Genomic DNA, 15,747 nt, shown 5'->3' with positions numbered 1-15,747 from the left:
CGCCAATCCTAGGCCTGCGCCGGTTTTGCGGCCAATGCTGTTGCACGCTAACCTATGCACAAACGGCATAATGGTTGATGTGACGCCAACCGACATTCGAGCGTGTGCCATTTTGGTGCATGCCTGGAGAGACAAATGAACCTCGAAAGCAAATGGCTGGAAGACTTCAGTGCCCTGGCGGCGACCCGCAGCTTTTCCCAGGCCGCTGAGCGCCGCTTCGTGACCCAGCCGGCCTTCAGCCGCCGCATTCGCAGCCTTGAGGCTGCGCTGGGGCTGACCTTGGTCAACCGCTCGCGCACCCCCATCGAACTGACCGCAGCCGGCCAGTTGTTTCTGGTCACGGCACGGACCGTGGTCGATCAGTTGGGCGAAGTGCTGCGACACCTGCACCACCTGGAAGGTGGGCAGGGCGAAGTGATTCAGGTGGCAGCGGCGCACTCCCTGGCATTGGGATTCTTCCCGCGCTGGATTGCCCAACTGCGCAACGATGGGCTGAACATCGCCACCCGGCTGGTGGCCACCAACGTTGGCGACGCGGTGCATGCGTTGCGTGAAGGCGGCTGCGACTTGATGCTGGCGTTCTACGACCCCGATGCCGCCCTGCAGATGGATGCCGAAATCTTCCCGTCACTGCACATGGGCACCACCGAGATGCTGCCGGTGTGCGCCGCTGACGCCAATGGCAAGCCACTGTTCGACCTGGAGGGTGAGGGCAGTGTGCCGTTGCTGGCCTACAGCGCCGGGGCGTTCCTCGGGCGTTCGGTCAATCTGCTGCTGCGTCAGCGCAACCTGCGTTTCACCACGGTCTATGAGACCGCCATGGCCGACAGTCTCAAGAGCATGGCCCTGGAAGGGCTGGGTGTCGCCTGGGTGCCGAGGCTTTCGGCACGCGCAGAACTTGAGCGTGGTGAGCTGGTGATCTGTGGCAGCAGCCAGTGGCATGTGCCCCTGGAAATTCGCCTGTATCGCTGCGCCCTGGTACGCAAGGCCAACGTGCGCTTGCTGTGGCGCAAGCTGGAGACGGCAGCCAGCACAGGCGAATGACAGTTACGAGCTGGCGTTACTCGAGCGTACGCTGAAGGTTTTGCGCGATACGTTCACGGTTTGCATCGCTGTAGCGATAGCAGTTCGAGCGAAGCTGGTTGCGGCCTGGTTGCATGTAGGTTTCGCAGGCCCAACCATTGAAGCGGATTTCCGAATCCTCATGCACTGCCGACAGCAGATGCCCCAGTTCATGGGCGGCGTTACCGTAGGCTGACATGGAGGCCATGGCGTAAGTGCCGGAGCCGAAGAACACGCTTGCCAGCCCGGCGGTGTTGCTGTCGAAGATATCTTTGGTGATGAGTATCAACTTGCCATCGGTCTTTGCCTGTTGGCTGGCATTGTCGCCGAACGTTTCCAGGGTTTGTTGAGGTGGCTTGTTGCGGTAATCGATGTCCGTCACCCCTGCGATGCCGCGGCGGAACACGATCTCAACCGGGTGGGCGCTGATCTCGCGCATTTCCTTTATCCAGTGCGAAAAGTAGTCTTTTTCAAGACTTTCGTTGCTGATGTCAGCCAATTCGTCGTGGGCAAAAACTTCAACTACCAGCGATTTGGCCGCCATGGCTGAGGGTAAGTGCACCGCGCACAGCAGGGCGAACAGCGCTACAAAGGGTTTGAAAGGGGTCATTGTGGTGTCCTCCTTGGACGTTGTGACGTTAGGAGGTACCTACGCTAAGGCGACTGAGGCGGTGCAGGCAGCGGGAAAGGCTGACTGCAGTGGTAGGGCGATAGTCCATGCGAGGGGGGTCGCTATTTGACCCCAAAGTCAGTCCGGGCCCCGAAAAATAAGGCCGACAGTTGGTCGACGGAGTGCATCAACGTCGCGGCTTTGCGATATACTGCGCGGCCTTCGGTCGGTTCGCCCGACCCTAATTCGTATAACAAGCCACGCCGGTCGTCCCGCGTGGCTTGTTGTTTTTTGACGCGCCTGCGGGCGCCCAAGAGAAGAGGCTCGACGATGAGTGCACTGGTTGGCGTGATCATGGGCTCCAAGTCCGATTGGTCCACCCTTAGCCACACCGCCGATATGCTGGAAAAACTCGGCATTCCCTACGAGGTTAAAGTGGTCTCCGCCCACCGCACCCCGGACCTGCTGTTCCAGTATGCCGAAGAGGCCGAAGGCCGAGGCATCGAGGTGATCATCGCCGGTGCCGGTGGTGCTGCCCACCTGCCTGGCATGTGCGCCGCCAAGACTCACCTGCCGGTGCTGGGTGTGCCGGTGCAGTCCTCGATGCTCTCCGGCGTCGACTCGCTGCTGTCGATCGTGCAAATGCCAGCAGGCATTCCGGTGGCCACCTTGGCAATCGGCAAAGCCGGCGCAATCAACGCCGCGCTGCTCTCGGCGAGCATCCTCGGCGCCAAGCACCCGCAGTTCCACAGCGTGTTGAAGCAGTTCCGCGCAGAGCAGACAGACAACGTTCTGGACAATCCAGATCCGCGCCAGGCCTGAGGTCACAAGCATGAAAATCGGTGTAATCGGTGGCGGCCAGCTCGGTCGCATGTTGGCCCTGGCAGGAACTCCGCTGGGCATGAACTTCGCTTTCCTCGACCCAGCGCCAGACGCGTGTGCCGCGCCATTGGGCGAGCACCTGCGTGCCGATTACGGCGACCAGGACCATCTGCGCCAGTTGGCTGACGAAGTTGATCTGGTCACCTTCGAGTTCGAAAGCGTTCCGGCTGAAACCGTCGCCTTCCTCTCGCAGTTCGTACCGGTCTACCCGAGCGCCGAATCCCTGCGTATCGCCCGCGACCGCTGGTTCGAAAAGAGCATGTTCAAGGACCTGGGCATCCCAACGCCGTCGTTCGCCGATATCCAGTCGCAAGCCGACCTGGACGCCGCAGTGGTCAGCATTGGTCTGCCAGCCGTACTCAAGACCCGTACCTTGGGTTATGACGGAAAAGGCCAGAAAGTGCTGCGAACGGCCGAAGATGTAGTGGGTACTTTCGCCGAACTGGGCAGTGTGCCGTGCCTGCTGGAAGGCTTCGTGCCGTTCACCGGTGAAGTCTCGCTGATCGCTGTGCGTGCTCGCGACGGTGAAACCCGTTTCTACCCGCTGGTGCATAACACCCACGAGAGCGGCATCCTGCGCTTGTCGGTGGCCAGTGAAGACCACCTGCTGCAGTCGCTGGCCGAAGATTACGCCGGGCGCGTGCTCAAGCAACTCGACTATGTCGGCGTGCTGGCCTTCGAATTCTTCGAAGTCGACGGTGGCCTGAAAGCCAACGAAATTGCCCCGCGTGTGCACAACTCCGGGCACTGGACCATCGAAGGCGCCGAGTGCAGCCAGTTCGAAAACCACCTGCGTGCCGTTGCTGGCTTGCCGCTGGGCTCGACGGCCAAAGTCGGTGAGAGCGCCATGCTCAACTTCATCGGTGAAGTGCCGGCGGTAGACAAGGTGGTTGCCATCGACGAATGCCACCTGCATCACTACGGCAAAGCCTTCAAGGTCGGGCGCAAGGTTGGCCACGCCACCCTGCGTTGTGCCGATATTGCTACCCTGGAGCAGAAAATCCAGCAGGTAGAGGCCTTGATCCAGGGCTGAGGGGAACCTTCCTCTTCCACAATCCCTCTGATGGCGGGATGCCAAAGCGCTGACTAGGCTTTGGCATGCGTCATTCCATTCAGAGGGATTGCCATGGGTATCATCGGAACCATCTTCATCGGCCTGATCGTTGGTCTGCTGGCACGCTTCATCAAGCCCGGCGACGACAGCATGGGCTGGATCATGACCATTCTCCTCGGCATTGCCGGTTCGCTTGCGGCGACCTACGGCGGCCAGGCGCTGGGTATCTACCAGGCCGGAGAAGGTGCAGGTTTCCTCGGCGCGCTGGTGGGCGCTGTGGTTCTTCTGGTGATATACGGCATAGTCAAAAAGAACTGACGGCAGGCTAAAATGCTCGGCAATTTTTGTTGCCGAGCATTTTCATGCGCCGTGTATTTCTGTTTTCACTGCTGCTGATCAGCAGCCTTGCCCATGCCGAGCTGCCGGAAACCGACTGGTTGGAGCTGATGCCCAAGTCGGACCAGAAAGCCCTTGAGCTGATGCCCGAGATCGACCACAACTCGCCGGAAGCCACGGGCACCTTCACCGAAAAGGGCGGCCTGAAGCAGAGCAAGGGTTTGCCTGCGGTGATGTACTCGAACAAAACCGTGGCGGCGATGAACGGCAAACACATCCGCCTGGGTGGCTATCCGGTGCCGTTGGAAACCGACGCCAAAGGCAACAGCACCCTGTTCTTCCTGGTGCCGTACCCTGGTGCCTGCATCCACGTTCCGCCACCGCCGCCGAACCAATTGGTACTGGTGCGTTACCCCAAAGGCCTGAAGCTGGACGATATCTACACACCGCTGTGGGTCGACGGCACCCTGCAGATCGAGAAAGTCAGTAACGACCTGGCTGATGCTGCCTATGCCATGGATGCAGGCAACGTGCGGGTAGTGGAAGACGCAGACCTTTGACCGGTGGGGGCAACCATCTTGCCCCGCCTGTGGGAGCGGGCTTGCCCCGCGAAGCGATGTGGCTGACAGATCGCTATCGCGGGGCAAGCCCGCTCCCACCGCTGAGGTGTTGGCAAAAAAATTCACTTGGATGCTGTTCAGATCTATCCTACGAACGCTGTCGCCTTTTCGCTGTTGTGAGTAAGGCACTACAGGGCTAGCTTTCTCGCTGGGTGTGAGAGCCTTTGTGGATGTAGTTGCAGCTAGTTATGGCGGCTGTGCGCGGGCAGGCTTCGGTCTGGCCGGGTTTCCTATGTCTACCGGTCTCTCACCCCGCGTACGGCTGCCACCCTTATCCTGTGAGAGGGATATGGGGGTAGCTCCTGATAGATATAGGAGTTACGTCATGAAGAAAATTGTCCCCGATCCACCGCCTTCTCTTATCACCACCCCATACTTTTCCATCCACAGCGATCTGATCCCTCCAGACTCCCTGGCCTTCGCCAGCGAGCTACTGCACGGCATCCGCGAAACCACTGAAGAATACTGCCGAGCCCATGCCAACGAACCGGGCCAGGGCATGCTGGTGAATGTGCTGCATTCGGCCGAGATGGCCAGGGCATTGGTCGAGCATGCGCTGATCAAAGTGCAAGGAGGCTCGGTATGAACAAGGATTCACCTCCCGAGACAGTCGGAATCGCAACGTTTATCAACAGCCGGCATCCGCCCTTGGAGCTGTTTTGCATTGCACCGGGTGTTCCCTGTGACTACGCGCTGGAACAGGCATCAACGATACTCGGCTGTGTGCACAAGCTGATCATGGCCGGGGTCATGGATGAAGACGACTGCACAGTCTGGGCCGCGTATTACCTCAGCGGCTTCGCCAAGGCGATCATTGATGTTGTGCAGATGGGTATGAAGCGAGGCTGAGGTAGCTGCCTTTTGGCCAAGCCTGCTCCTGTGGGAGCGGGCTTGCCCCGCGATCTGCGTTCTAGAGCGGTTCGCTACCGATACTCAAGCTCAACGTATGACTCGCACCTGGCGCCAGCGTCACCACATCGTCCCAGACATTCGCCGTTTCAATGCACAGCATGCGCTGCCAGCCATCATCAGCCATGTCTGGCAGTTCAGCAGCGCGCTCGATCCAGGGGTTCCAGATGACAGCCGAGCGCGAGCCGGTGCTGGTTACACGAGTGCGTCGGTTCCAGTTCGGATCAACAATGCTCAACTGCTCCGGCACCTGCAGGTAAATGCGGTCAGTCTCTCCGGCAAAGCCCAGCGCGCCTGCTTGTGTGCGCTGTTCCCAGTTGGCCAGGGTTTCGATATAGCCCAGACCCTCCACGCCTTCGACCTGTACTTCACGCACATCACTGACGGCAAAGTAGCTGTGCAGCGCCTGGCTGAGGGTGACCGGCACGTTGTCGAGGTTGTAACTGGTGAGGGTGATTCGCAGTTGTTCAGCCATGACGATGCTCAGGGTGAGCTCGACATTGTGTGGCCAGCCGGGCAGGCCACCCTGAGTGTGCGGCAAGCTAAAGTCCACGCGTACCGCGCTGCCTTCGTTGGCGATGCCCAGCAATTCCCAGTCACGACCCCGTACCAAGCCGTGGGCTGGCGCTTCTTCGCCGTGATACAGGGCCTGGACAGTTTCAGGGTTGCGCTTGAGGTTGCCAAACCAGGGCCAGCACACCGGAACACCGGCACGCACAGATTTGCCCTGTTTGAAGATGGCCTGCTCACTCAGCCACAGCACCGGTGGCTCGCCGAGGCGCTGATAACTCAGGACCTGCGCGCCCTGCTGGGCTACCAGCAGTTCGGCAGTGTCGCTGGTGATGCGCCAGCAGTTAAGCTCACCGTGCTTTTCGGATTCGACCTTGGGTGTGGACATGCGCATGCTCTCATTGGTTTGCCGTACGGTTTTGGACCGCTTGCATACCCTTGAGTTTACCGCGCAGCCAGGTCAGCGACGAGGAGGAACCGAGCGGGTACGGCCACTGCCGTCGATGGCAACGAACACGAATACGGCTTCAGTCACCTTGCGCCACTCGCTGGACAGCGGGTCGTCGCTCCATACTTCAACCATCATCTGGATCGAGCTGCGGCCAATTTCCAGGGTTTGGGTATAGAAGGACAACTGTGCGCCAACGGCGACAGGTACCAGGAAGGCCATGCGATCAATCGCTACGGTCGCGACTCGGCCACCGGCGACACGGCTGGCCATGGCGGTACCGGCCAAGTCCATCTGGGCGACCAGCCAGCCGCCGAAGATGTCGCCGAAACCATTGGTTTCACGCGGTAATGCGGTGATCTGCAAGGCCAGGTCGCCCTGCGGGATAGGATCTTCTTGTTCGAGTTCAATCATGCCGGGGGTGCCTCTGACCCATGACGCTTCGTTGGTTGGCGCTATGACAGACGCCTCGAAAAACGATTCAGCACAACTATTTTACGCTGCTTTCGCTTTGCCAGGCGGCGAAGGGAAACTCTGCGAAATCGACTAAGCCTGCTTAGCGACGTTTTCGCACAACATCCTTCGCAAGGTCCAACCTCATCCTACAGGCGGCCAGTATATAGAGCTGAAAGCGCAGCGACGACCATGCAGTCATGAATACTTGTATTGAATATGTACTGCGATGTGCTTTTTCCGGCAATTTGATATCGTTCGGGGCTTCTCAGGCCGAAAGCCCTGTCGCAGGCGGCCTGCGGTATCCATAATGAAAATCCAATAAGAGATACTTATGACCTCCGTGCCAGGCAGTATTGCGCAGCCTTCGAGGCCGCTCACCCGCAGTGACTATAAAACTCTGTCGCTTTCCGCCCTGGGCGGTGCGCTGGAGTTCTACGATTTCATTATTTTTGTGTTCTTCGCCACCGTGGTCGGCAAGCTGTTCTTTCCCGCCGACATGCCTGAATGGCTCCGTTTGATGCAAACGTTTGGTATTTTCGCCGCGGGTTACCTGGCGAGGCCTTTGGGCGGCATTGTCATGGCGCACTTTGGCGATCTGCTGGGGCGCAAAAAGATGTTCACCCTGAGCATCTTCATGATGGCGGTACCGACGCTGATCATGGGCTTGCTGCCTACCTACGCACAGATCGGCATGTGGGCACCGATTCTGTTGCTGCTGATGCGGGTGATTCAGGGCGCGGCGATTGGCGGTGAAGTGCCAGGCGCCTGGGTATTCGTGTCTGAGCATGTGCCGGCACGCAACACTGGTTATGCCTGCGGCACCCTGACGGCGGGGCTGACCTCCGGGATTCTGCTTGGCTCGCTGGTGGCAACCCTGATCAACAGCATCTACACCCCTGAAGAAGTGGCTGACTACGCCTGGCGTCTGCCGTTCCTGCTTGGCGGCGTGTTTGGCCTGTTCGCGGTGTACCTGCGTCGCTGGCTGCACGAAACACCGGTGTTTGCCGAAATGCAGGCACGCAAGGCGCTGGCCGAAGAAGTGCCACTGCGCGCGGTATTGCGTGATCACCGTGGCGCCATTGTCCTGTCGATGCTGCTGACCTGGCTGTTGTCGGCCGGTATCGTCGTGGTGATCCTGATGACCCCAGCCCTGTTGCAGAGCCTCTATCAGATCAGCCCGACCGACTCGCTCAAGGCCAACAGCCTGGCCATCGTCCTGCTCAGCTTCGGCTGCATTGCCACCGGCACACTGGCTGACCGCCTGGGCGCTGGTCGGGTGTTCATCGTCGGTAGCCTGGCGTTGCTGGCGTCGTCCTGGACGTTTTATCACAGCCTGCCTACCCACCCTGAGTGGATGGTTCCGCTGTACGCCCTGACCGGGCTGTGTGTCGGCATCGTGGGCGCCGTGCCCTATGTCATGGTCAAGGCGTTCCCGCCGGTGGTGCGTTTTAGCGGCCTGTCGTTTTCCTACAACATGGCTTATGCGATCTTCGGCGGTCTGACGCCGATGGTGGTGACCGCATTGCTCAAGTTCAGCCCAATGGCGCCGGCCTACTATGTGGCGGGTATCTCCACCATTGGTCTGCTGGTTGGCGTTTATTTGCTGGCCAACAAACGCTAAGACCGCTCTAGCTCAACCCTCGCAACATTTTGAAAAGGCCATCCTCGGTTTCCGATGATGGCCTTTCATCTAATTGTCATATTCGATTCATAAAGTGTTCATGCGGCCTGCAGATACTTGGGCCAGATCCAGCTCACCCCAATTCCTGCTAGGAGTAAGGCATGAAACTGAAGCGTTTGATGGCGGCCCTGACTTTCGTCGCCGCTGGCGTTGCTACCGCCAACGCGGTTGCCGCTGTTGACCCTGCTATCCCGACCTACACCAAAACCACCGGTGTGTCGGGCAACCTCTCCAGCGTCGGTTCCGATACCTTGGCGAACCTGATGACTCTGTGGGCTGAGGCCTACAAGAAGGAATACCCGAACGTAAACATCCAGATTCAGGCTGCTGGTTCTTCCACTGCGCCACCCGCGCTGACTGAAGGCACCGCCAACCTCGGCCCGATGAGCCGCAAAATGAAGGACGTCGAGCTGCAGGCGTTCGAACAGAAGTACGGCTACAAGCCAACCGCAATCCCGGTTGCCGTCGATGCCCTGGCCGTATTCGTACACAAGGACAACCCGATCAAAGGCCTGACCATGGCTCAGGTCGATGCGATCTTCTCCTCGACCCGCCTGTGCGGTGCCAAAGCCGACGTGAAAACCTGGGGTGACCTGGGCGTGACCGGCGACCTGGCCAACAAGCCGGTGCAACTGTTCGGCCGTAACTCGGTGTCGGGCACCTACGGCTATTTCAAAGAAGAAGGCCTGTGCAAAGGCGACTTCAAGCCGAACGTCAACGAACAACCAGGCTCGGCTTCGGTTGTGCAGTCGATCAGCAGCTCGCTGAACGGTATCGGCTACTCGGGTATCGGTTACAAGACCGCCTCCGTCAAGACCGTGCCTCTGGCCAAGAAAGAAGGCGGCGCTTTCGTTGAAGACAACGAATCCAACGCGCTGAACGGCACCTACCCGCTGTCGCGTTTCCTCTACGTCTACGTCAACAAGGCGCCGAACAAGCCGCTGGCTCCGCTGGAAGCTGAGTTCGTGAAGCTGGTGCTGTCGCAAGCCGGCCAGCAAGTTGTGGTCAAGGACGGTTACATCCCACTGCCTGCCAAAGTCGCTGCAAAAGCCCTGGCAGACCTGGGCCTGGACCACGCCAAAGGCGTAGCTAAGAACTGAGAGTGAACTAGGCAGGGTCTGGAATTGACCAGGTCCTGCTGAAAATTGCGAGTCCGCCGCCAGGGTTACTGAGCGGCGGGCTTTGTTGCGTCACTGCACTGTAATGTTTTTGTCATACGGGACCGCTAGGGTGTGCGCATGAATGATCTGGCCAACTCCACCATGACCCAAAATTCTCCCCCCGTGCGGATTGATTTCAATACGCCCGAACTGCAACGCAAGCGTCGCGTGCGTGCACTCAAAGATCGCCTGACCCGCTGGTACGTACTGGTAGGCGGGCTTGCCGTGCTGGCAGCGATCACCTTGATTTTCTTCTACCTGGCCTACGTGGTCGTGCCGCTGTTCCAGGGCGCTACCTTGACCAGCAAGAAAGCCCTGGAGCCGACTTGGTTGAGCCAGGACGCCGGCAAACCGCTGATGATTGCCCTGGAAGAACAGAACCTTGTGGGCATGCGGGTTTCCGACAAAGGCCAGGCGCTGTTCTTCGACACCAAGACCGGTGCCGAACTCAAGCGCGTCGAGTTGCCGGTACCCGCCGGTACCCAGGTGACGTCCATCGGTGCTGATCAGCCGGGTAACCCGCTGGTGGTGCTGGGCTTGTCCAATGGTCAGGCGCTGGCGTTCAGCCACAGCTACAAGATCACCTACCCGGACAACAAGAAAACCATCACCCCGGCCATCGACTTCCCTTATGGCCAGGAGCCTTTCGTGCTCGATGACCAGGGCCGTGCCCTGGAGCACGTCAGCCTTAATGTGAACGGCGAAACCCTGGTGGTTGCTGGCTCTACCGGTGCGCACCTGCAGGTGATGTCGCTGAGCCGCGAAGAAAACATGATGACCGGCGAGGTCACCACCGAGCAGAACCGTATCGACCTGCCGCAGATGACCGAGCCGGTTAAAGCGATCTTCATCGACCCGCGTCAGCAGTGGTTGTATGTGATCAACGGTCGCGCTCAGGCGGATGTCTTCAGCCTGCGTGAAAAGAACCTCAACGGCCGTTACAAGCTGCTCGAAGACGGCAATGCCGAAGTCACTGCCAGCACGCAGCTGGTGGGTGGCATCTCGCTGATCATCGGTGATTCCAAAGGTGGCCTGGCCCAGTGGTTCATGGCCCGTGACCCGGATGGCGAACAGCGCTTCAAGCGTATCCGCGACTTCCAGATGGGCACCTCGCCGATCGTTCAGATCGATGCCGAAGAGCGTCGTAAAGGTTTCGTTGCCCTGGATGCCGCTGGCGAGCTTGGCGTGTTCCACAGCACCGCACACCGTACCCTGCTGGTCGAGCCAGTAGCCGAAGGCGCAGGCGTTCTGGCGCTGTCGCCGCGGGCCAACCGCATCATCGTTGAAGAAGGTGGCAAGCTGCTGCCGCTGACGCTGAAGAACCCGCACCCGGAAGTGTCCTGGAGCGCGTTGTGGAGCAAGGTCTGGTACGAGAACTATGACGAGCCGAAATACGTTTGGCAGTCCACCGCCTCGAACACCGACTTCGAACCCAAGCTGAGCCTGTCGCCGCTGACTTTCGGCACCCTGAAAGCGGCGTTCTACGCGATGATTCTGGCGGCTCCGCTGGCCATTGCTGCAGCGATCTACACCGCCTACTTCATGGCCCCTGGCATGCGCCGCAAGGTCAAGCCGGTGATCGAACTGATGGAGGCGATGCCAACGGTCATTCTCGGCTTCTTCGCCGGTCTGTTCCTGGCGCCGTACCTGGAAGGGCACCTGCCGGGTGTATTCAGCCTGTTCCTGCTGATGCCAATCGGCATCCTGGTGGCCGGCTTCACCTGGAGCCGTCTGCCTGAGTCGATTCGCCTGCGGGTGCCGGATGGTTGGGAGTCGGCGATTCTGATCCCGGTGATCCTGCTGACCGGCTGGTTTGCCCTGTACATGAGCCCACTGCTGGAGACCTGGTTCTTCGGTGGCGACATGCGGCTGTGGATCACCAATGACCTGGGTATCACCTACGACCAGCGCAACGCCCTGGTAGTGGGTATTGCCATGGGCTTCGCCGTTATCCCGAACATCTACTCGATTGCCGAAGACGCCGTGTTCAGCGTGCCGCGCAGCCTGACCCTGGGCTCCCTGGCCCTGGGTGCAACGCCATGGCAGACCCTGACCCGCGTGGTCATCCTGACCGCCAGCCCGGGCATTTTCTCGGCGCTGATGATCGGTATGGGCCGTGCGGTGGGTGAAACCATGATCGTCTTGATGGCAACCGGTAACACCCCGGTCATGGAACTGAACCTGTTCGAAGGTATGCGTACCCTGGCCGCGAACGTTGCGGTGGAAATGCCGGAATCGGAAGTTGGCGGCAGCCATTACCGCGTGCTGTTCCTCGCCGCGCTGGTGCTGCTGATGTTCACCTTCGTGATGAACACCTTGGCCGAGCTGATTCGCCAGCGTCTGCGCAAGAAATACTCGTCGCTTTGATAGAAAGGTAGAGATCCGTGAAAAAGGATTCCCTCAAAAGCTGGTTCAAGAGCGGCGCCCCTGGCGTCTGGATCAGCGGTGGCGCCGTCGCCATCGCGGTGATCATGACCATTGGTCTGCTCTCGGTCATCGCTGTACGCGGCCTTGGCCACTTCTGGCCGGCTGATTTGATCCAGGCCACCTATAAGGTGCCGGGCCAGGCCGATCACGTTGTGATTGGCGAAGTGGTGCAAAAGGAAGAAGTGCCGCTGGCGCGTCTGAAAGGTGCCGGCTTGCCGGTACCTGATAACGGCCCGGAGTTCATGACCCGTGAGCTGATCAAGGTCGGTAACCGCGACCTCAACGGCAGCGACTTCACCTGGGTGGTGGGTGACTGGCTGACCGACATCCAGACGCCAGCTGAGCTGATTGCGCTGGAGCGCCGCGAGTGGGGCAACTTCTACGGCTATCTGGTCAGCGTCAAGGAAAACGGCAAGGTCGTGGCCGAAGGTCAGGCCGCCTGGGCTGAGCTGCAGGCGCGTCTCAAGCGTGCCGACAAGCTGGCCGGTGACTTGCAGCATCTGGAAAAGAAAGACATCGGCGCGATCAACTACGGTCTTGAGCGCCTGCGTCTGCAAACCCGCAAGCTGGAGCTTGATGGCAAGCTCGATGCGGCTGCCCAGGCTGACATCGAAGCCGAACGTGCCGAGCTGAACAATCGCTACAAGGCCATTGAAGAGCGCCTGAGCGGCCTGCACCAGGACTTCGCTCGCGACAGCCTGGTAGCAAAGGATGGCAATGGTCGTGAAGTTGAAATCAACCTGAGCAAAGTGGTGCACGCCTACCAGCCTAACGGCATGGGCTTCTTCACCAAGATGGGTGTGTACTTCGCCAAGGTTTGGGAATTCCTCAGCGACGACCCGCGTGAAGCCAACACCGAAGGCGGGATTTTCCCGGCGATTTTCGGCACCGTGATGATGACCCTGATCATGGCCGTGATCGTCACCCCGTTCGGTGTACTGGCGGCGGTGTACCTGCGTGAATACGCACGCCAAGGTCCGGTGACCCGCCTGATCCGTATTGCGGTGAACAACCTGGCCGGTGTACCCGCGATTGTGTACGGCGTGTTCGGTCTGGGCTTCTTCGTCTACGTGCTGGGTGGTTCGCTCGACCGTCTGTTCTTCCCGGAGGCACTGCCAGCACCAACCCTGGGTACCCCAGGCCTGCTCTGGGCTTCGCTGACCCTGGCGCTGCTGGCGGTACCGGTGGTGATCGTGGCCACTGAAGAAGGCCTGGCGCGGATTCCACGTACCGTGCGTGAAGGCTCGCTGGCGCTTGGTGCAACCAAGGCCGAGACCCTGTGGAAGATCGTTCTGCCAATGGCCAGCCCGGCAATGATGACCGGCATGATCCTCGCCGTTGCGCGTGCCGCCGGTGAAGTGGCACCGCTGATGCTGGTGGGTGTAGTGAAGCTGGCGCCATCGCTGCCGGTGGACGGCAACTACCCGTACCTGCACCTGGACCAGAAGATCATGCACCTGGGCTTCCACATCTATGACGTCGGCTTCCAGAGCCCGAACGTCGAAGCCGCACGACCGCTGGTGTACGCCACCGCGTTGCTGCTGGTACTGGTGATCGCGACCCTCAACCTCTCGGCGGTATGGATTCGTAACCACCTGCGCGAGAAGTACAAGGCGCTGGACAGCTGATTGAAAGCTATTAGCCAAAAGCGGCAAGCTACCCGCCGCTTTTGCTCAGACTTGCGGCTAGCAGCTTGAAGTTGCAGCCACAAAAGGAGTGAAATTATGCAACACGAAACTCATTCTCACGGTATTGATATGTCGGCCCTGGGTCGCACCAAGCAAAGCCTGCAGTTGGCTGAAGAAACCGTCGCCATCGAAGTACCAGGCCTGAGCCTGTACTACGGTGAGAAACAAGCGCTGTTCGACGTCAGCATGAACATCCCGAAACAGCGCGTGACCGCCTTCATCGGCCCGTCCGGCTGCGGTAAGTCGACCTTGCTGCGTACCTTCAACCGCATGAACGACCTGGTTGATGGTTGCCGTGTTGAAGGCGCAATCAACCTGTACGGCAACAACATCTACCGCAAGGGCGAAGACGTGGCCGAGCTGCGCCGCCGGGTGGGCATGGTGTTCCAGAAGCCGAACCCGTTCCCCAAGACCATCTACGAAAACGTGGTGTACGGTCTGCGTATCCAGGGCATCAACAAGAAACGCATGCTGGATGAAGCCGTGGAATGGGCCCTCAAGGGTGCGGCCCTGTGGGATGAGGTCAAAGACCGTTTGCACGAGTCGGCACTGGGCTTGTCCGGTGGTCAGCAACAGCGTCTGGTGATTGCCCGGACCATTGCTGTAGAGCCTGAAGTACTGCTGCTCGACGAACCGTGCTCGGCACTCGACCCGATCTCGACGCTGAAAGTCGAAGAGCTGATCTACGAGCTGAAGTCCAAGTACACCATCGTCATCGTTACCCACAACATGCAACAGGCCGCGCGGGTTTCCGACTACACCGCCTTCATGTACATGGGCAAGCTGATCGAATTCGGTGACACCGACACGCTGTTCACCAACCCGGCGAAGAAGCAGACCGAAGACTACATCACCGGTCGCTATGGCTAGTCGCAGGGCGACAGCTTCAAGCTGCACGTTACAAGCGGCAAGAAGGATAGCGGTGCCTGGGAACGACACGAACGACTTGAAGCATGCAGCTTGAAGCTTGCAGCTTAGCGGAGCGAAAGCATGATTGATAAAGACAGCCTTACCCATCACATCTCCCAGCAGTTCAACGCCGAACTTGAGGAGGTCCGCAGCCACCTCCTGGCGATGGGCGGCCTGGTCGAGAAGCAGGTCAATGACGCGGTTACCGCGCTGATCGAGGCCGATTCGGGCCTGGCTCAGCAGGTGCGTGAAGTCGATGAGCAAATCAATCAGATGGAGCGCAACATCGACGAGGAGTGCGTACGCATTCTCGCTCGCCGTCAGCCAGCGGCTTCCGACCTGCGTCTGATCATCAGCATTTCCAAGTCGGTGATCGACCTGGAGCGTATCGGTGACGAATCGACCAAGATTGCCCGCCGGGCGATCCAGCTGTGTGAAGAGGGTGAGTCGCCGCGTGGTTATGTTGAAGTCCGGCATATCGGCGATCAGGTGCGCAACATGGTCCGTGACGCCCTGGATGCGTTCGCCCGCTTCGATGCAGACCTGGCGCTGTCGGTTGCTCAATACGACAAAACCATCGACCGTGAGTACAAAACCGCACTGCGCGAGTTGGTCACCTACATGATGGAAGATCCGCGCTCGATTTCGCGAGTGCTGAGCGTGATCTGGGCCCTGCGTTCGCTGGAGCGTATTGGCGACCATGCACGCAACATCTCGGAGCTGGTGATCTACCTGGTGCGCGGCACTGACGTGCGTCACCTGGGCCTGGCACGGATGAAGGAAGAGGTTCAGGGCAGCGGCGAAAAGGCTAATGTTCCAGGCAATTCTGACGATAAGTAAGACTGCCCCGAGAATGAACGCCCGGCTTAGGCCGGGCGTTTTCGTTTGCGGTCGAGCACCTCAAGGCAGCCGTGAACGAAGCAACGAGTCCCGGCATGAGCCAGTGTTTGGCAAATGGCCATCAGTCAGCGTTATGCTAGTCGGGATTCAATAGG

Annotated in this window: 16 protein-coding genes; 13 read left to right on the top strand and 3 right to left on the bottom strand. The window is 59.5% G+C overall.

Features of this window, described 5'->3' with window-relative positions; translation table 11 throughout:
• The first annotated feature begins 135 nt into the window (after window positions 1-135).
• Window positions 136-1,044: a LysR substrate-binding domain-containing protein gene (locus ACVWSC_RS28690; protein ID WP_442110937.1), complete on the top strand. Its 909-nt coding sequence runs from the start codon at window positions 136-138 to the stop codon at window positions 1,042-1,044.
• 16 nt (window positions 1,045-1,060) lie between these two features.
• Here ACVWSC_RS28690 and ACVWSC_RS28685 read toward each other — a convergent pair whose 3' ends face one another.
• The gene (locus ACVWSC_RS28685; RefSeq protein WP_442110935.1) at window positions 1,061-1,672 is read right to left on the bottom strand and encodes a zinc metalloprotease; all 612 of its coding nucleotides are present in this window, start codon (window positions 1,670-1,672) and stop codon (window positions 1,061-1,063) included.
• 330 nt (window positions 1,673-2,002) lie between these two features.
• On the opposite strand from ACVWSC_RS28685, the gene purE reads away from it, so the two are divergent.
• The 6 genes from purE (at window position 2,003) to ACVWSC_RS28655 (ending at window position 5,413) form a co-directional block, all read left to right on the top strand.
• Entirely contained in the window at window positions 2,003-2,494 is a 492-nt protein-coding gene (purE, locus tag ACVWSC_RS28680; protein ID WP_028942499.1) for a 5-(carboxyamino)imidazole ribonucleotide mutase, read from the top strand.
• A gap of 10 nt (window positions 2,495-2,504) precedes the next feature.
• The gene (locus ACVWSC_RS28675; protein ID WP_442110933.1) at window positions 2,505-3,587 is read left to right on the top strand and encodes a 5-(carboxyamino)imidazole ribonucleotide synthase; all 1,083 of its coding nucleotides are present in this window, start codon (window positions 2,505-2,507) and stop codon (window positions 3,585-3,587) included.
• Window positions 3,588-3,680: 93 nt separating this feature from the next.
• Complete coding sequence (locus ACVWSC_RS28670) at window positions 3,681-3,926, top strand: GlsB/YeaQ/YmgE family stress response membrane protein (RefSeq protein ID WP_442110931.1); 246 nt, start codon at window positions 3,681-3,683, stop codon at window positions 3,924-3,926.
• A gap of 44 nt (window positions 3,927-3,970) precedes the next feature.
• Window positions 3,971-4,504 (top strand): DUF3299 domain-containing protein, encoded by a 534-nt coding sequence (locus tag ACVWSC_RS28665; RefSeq protein ID WP_442110930.1) that lies wholly within the window; start codon window positions 3,971-3,973, stop codon window positions 4,502-4,504.
• 385 nt (window positions 4,505-4,889) lie between these two features.
• A complete protein-coding gene (locus tag ACVWSC_RS28660; RefSeq protein ID WP_442110929.1) occupies window positions 4,890-5,150 on the top strand; it encodes a hypothetical protein in 261 nt (86 codons plus the stop codon).
• Window positions 5,147-5,413 carry a DUF3077 domain-containing protein gene (locus ACVWSC_RS28655; protein WP_442110927.1) on the top strand — a complete coding sequence of 89 codons (267 nt, stop codon included), beginning with the start codon at window positions 5,147-5,149 and terminating at the stop codon, window positions 5,411-5,413. The genes ACVWSC_RS28660 and ACVWSC_RS28655 overlap by 4 nt, the downstream gene beginning before the upstream one ends.
• A 61-nt stretch (window positions 5,414-5,474) precedes the next feature.
• Here the strand turns inward: ACVWSC_RS28655 and ACVWSC_RS28650 are convergent, their stop codons facing one another.
• Together ACVWSC_RS28650 and ACVWSC_RS28645 are read right to left on the bottom strand one after the other, a co-directional pair.
• Window positions 5,475-6,371, bottom strand: coding sequence for a D-hexose-6-phosphate mutarotase (locus ACVWSC_RS28650; protein WP_442110925.1), 897 nt, complete (start codon window positions 6,369-6,371; stop codon window positions 5,475-5,477).
• 72 nt (window positions 6,372-6,443) lie between these two features.
• Window positions 6,444-6,845 (bottom strand): acyl-CoA thioesterase, encoded by a 402-nt coding sequence (locus tag ACVWSC_RS28645; RefSeq protein WP_009402429.1) that lies wholly within the window; start codon window positions 6,843-6,845, stop codon window positions 6,444-6,446.
• Between the two features lie 373 nt (window positions 6,846-7,218).
• Between ACVWSC_RS28645 and ACVWSC_RS28640 the strand changes: the two genes are divergently transcribed.
• From ACVWSC_RS28640 to phoU, 6 genes are all read left to right on the top strand, one after another.
• Window positions 7,219-8,508: an MFS transporter gene (locus ACVWSC_RS28640; protein WP_442110923.1), complete on the top strand. Its 1,290-nt coding sequence runs from the start codon at window positions 7,219-7,221 to the stop codon at window positions 8,506-8,508.
• A gap of 161 nt (window positions 8,509-8,669) precedes the next feature.
• Window positions 8,670-9,668 carry a phosphate ABC transporter substrate-binding protein PstS gene (locus ACVWSC_RS28635; protein WP_442110921.1) on the top strand — a complete coding sequence of 333 codons (999 nt, stop codon included), beginning with the start codon at window positions 8,670-8,672 and terminating at the stop codon, window positions 9,666-9,668.
• 138 nt (window positions 9,669-9,806) lie between these two features.
• A complete protein-coding gene (locus ACVWSC_RS28630) occupies window positions 9,807-12,095 on the top strand; it encodes an ABC transporter permease subunit (RefSeq protein WP_442110920.1) in 2,289 nt (762 codons plus the stop codon).
• A 17-nt stretch (window positions 12,096-12,112) separates the two neighbouring features.
• Window positions 12,113-13,783, top strand: coding sequence for a phosphate ABC transporter permease PstA (gene pstA, locus ACVWSC_RS28625; RefSeq protein WP_442110919.1), 1,671 nt, complete (start codon window positions 12,113-12,115; stop codon window positions 13,781-13,783).
• A gap of 96 nt (window positions 13,784-13,879) precedes the next feature.
• Window positions 13,880-14,713 (top strand): phosphate ABC transporter ATP-binding protein PstB, encoded by an 834-nt coding sequence (pstB, locus tag ACVWSC_RS28620; protein WP_442110918.1) that lies wholly within the window; start codon window positions 13,880-13,882, stop codon window positions 14,711-14,713.
• A gap of 120 nt (window positions 14,714-14,833) precedes the next feature.
• On the top strand, window positions 14,834-15,592 hold the full coding sequence (gene phoU / locus ACVWSC_RS28615; RefSeq protein ID WP_442110917.1) for a phosphate signaling complex protein PhoU: 759 nt from the start codon (window positions 14,834-14,836) through the stop codon (window positions 15,590-15,592).
• Window positions 15,593-15,747 lie beyond the last annotated feature (155 nt).

The sequence above is a fragment of the Pseudomonas sp. NUPR-002 genome, assembly GCF_056322725.1.
Note: the sequence above shows the minus strand (reverse complement) of the source record. Positions and strands in the feature narration are given on the sequence as shown.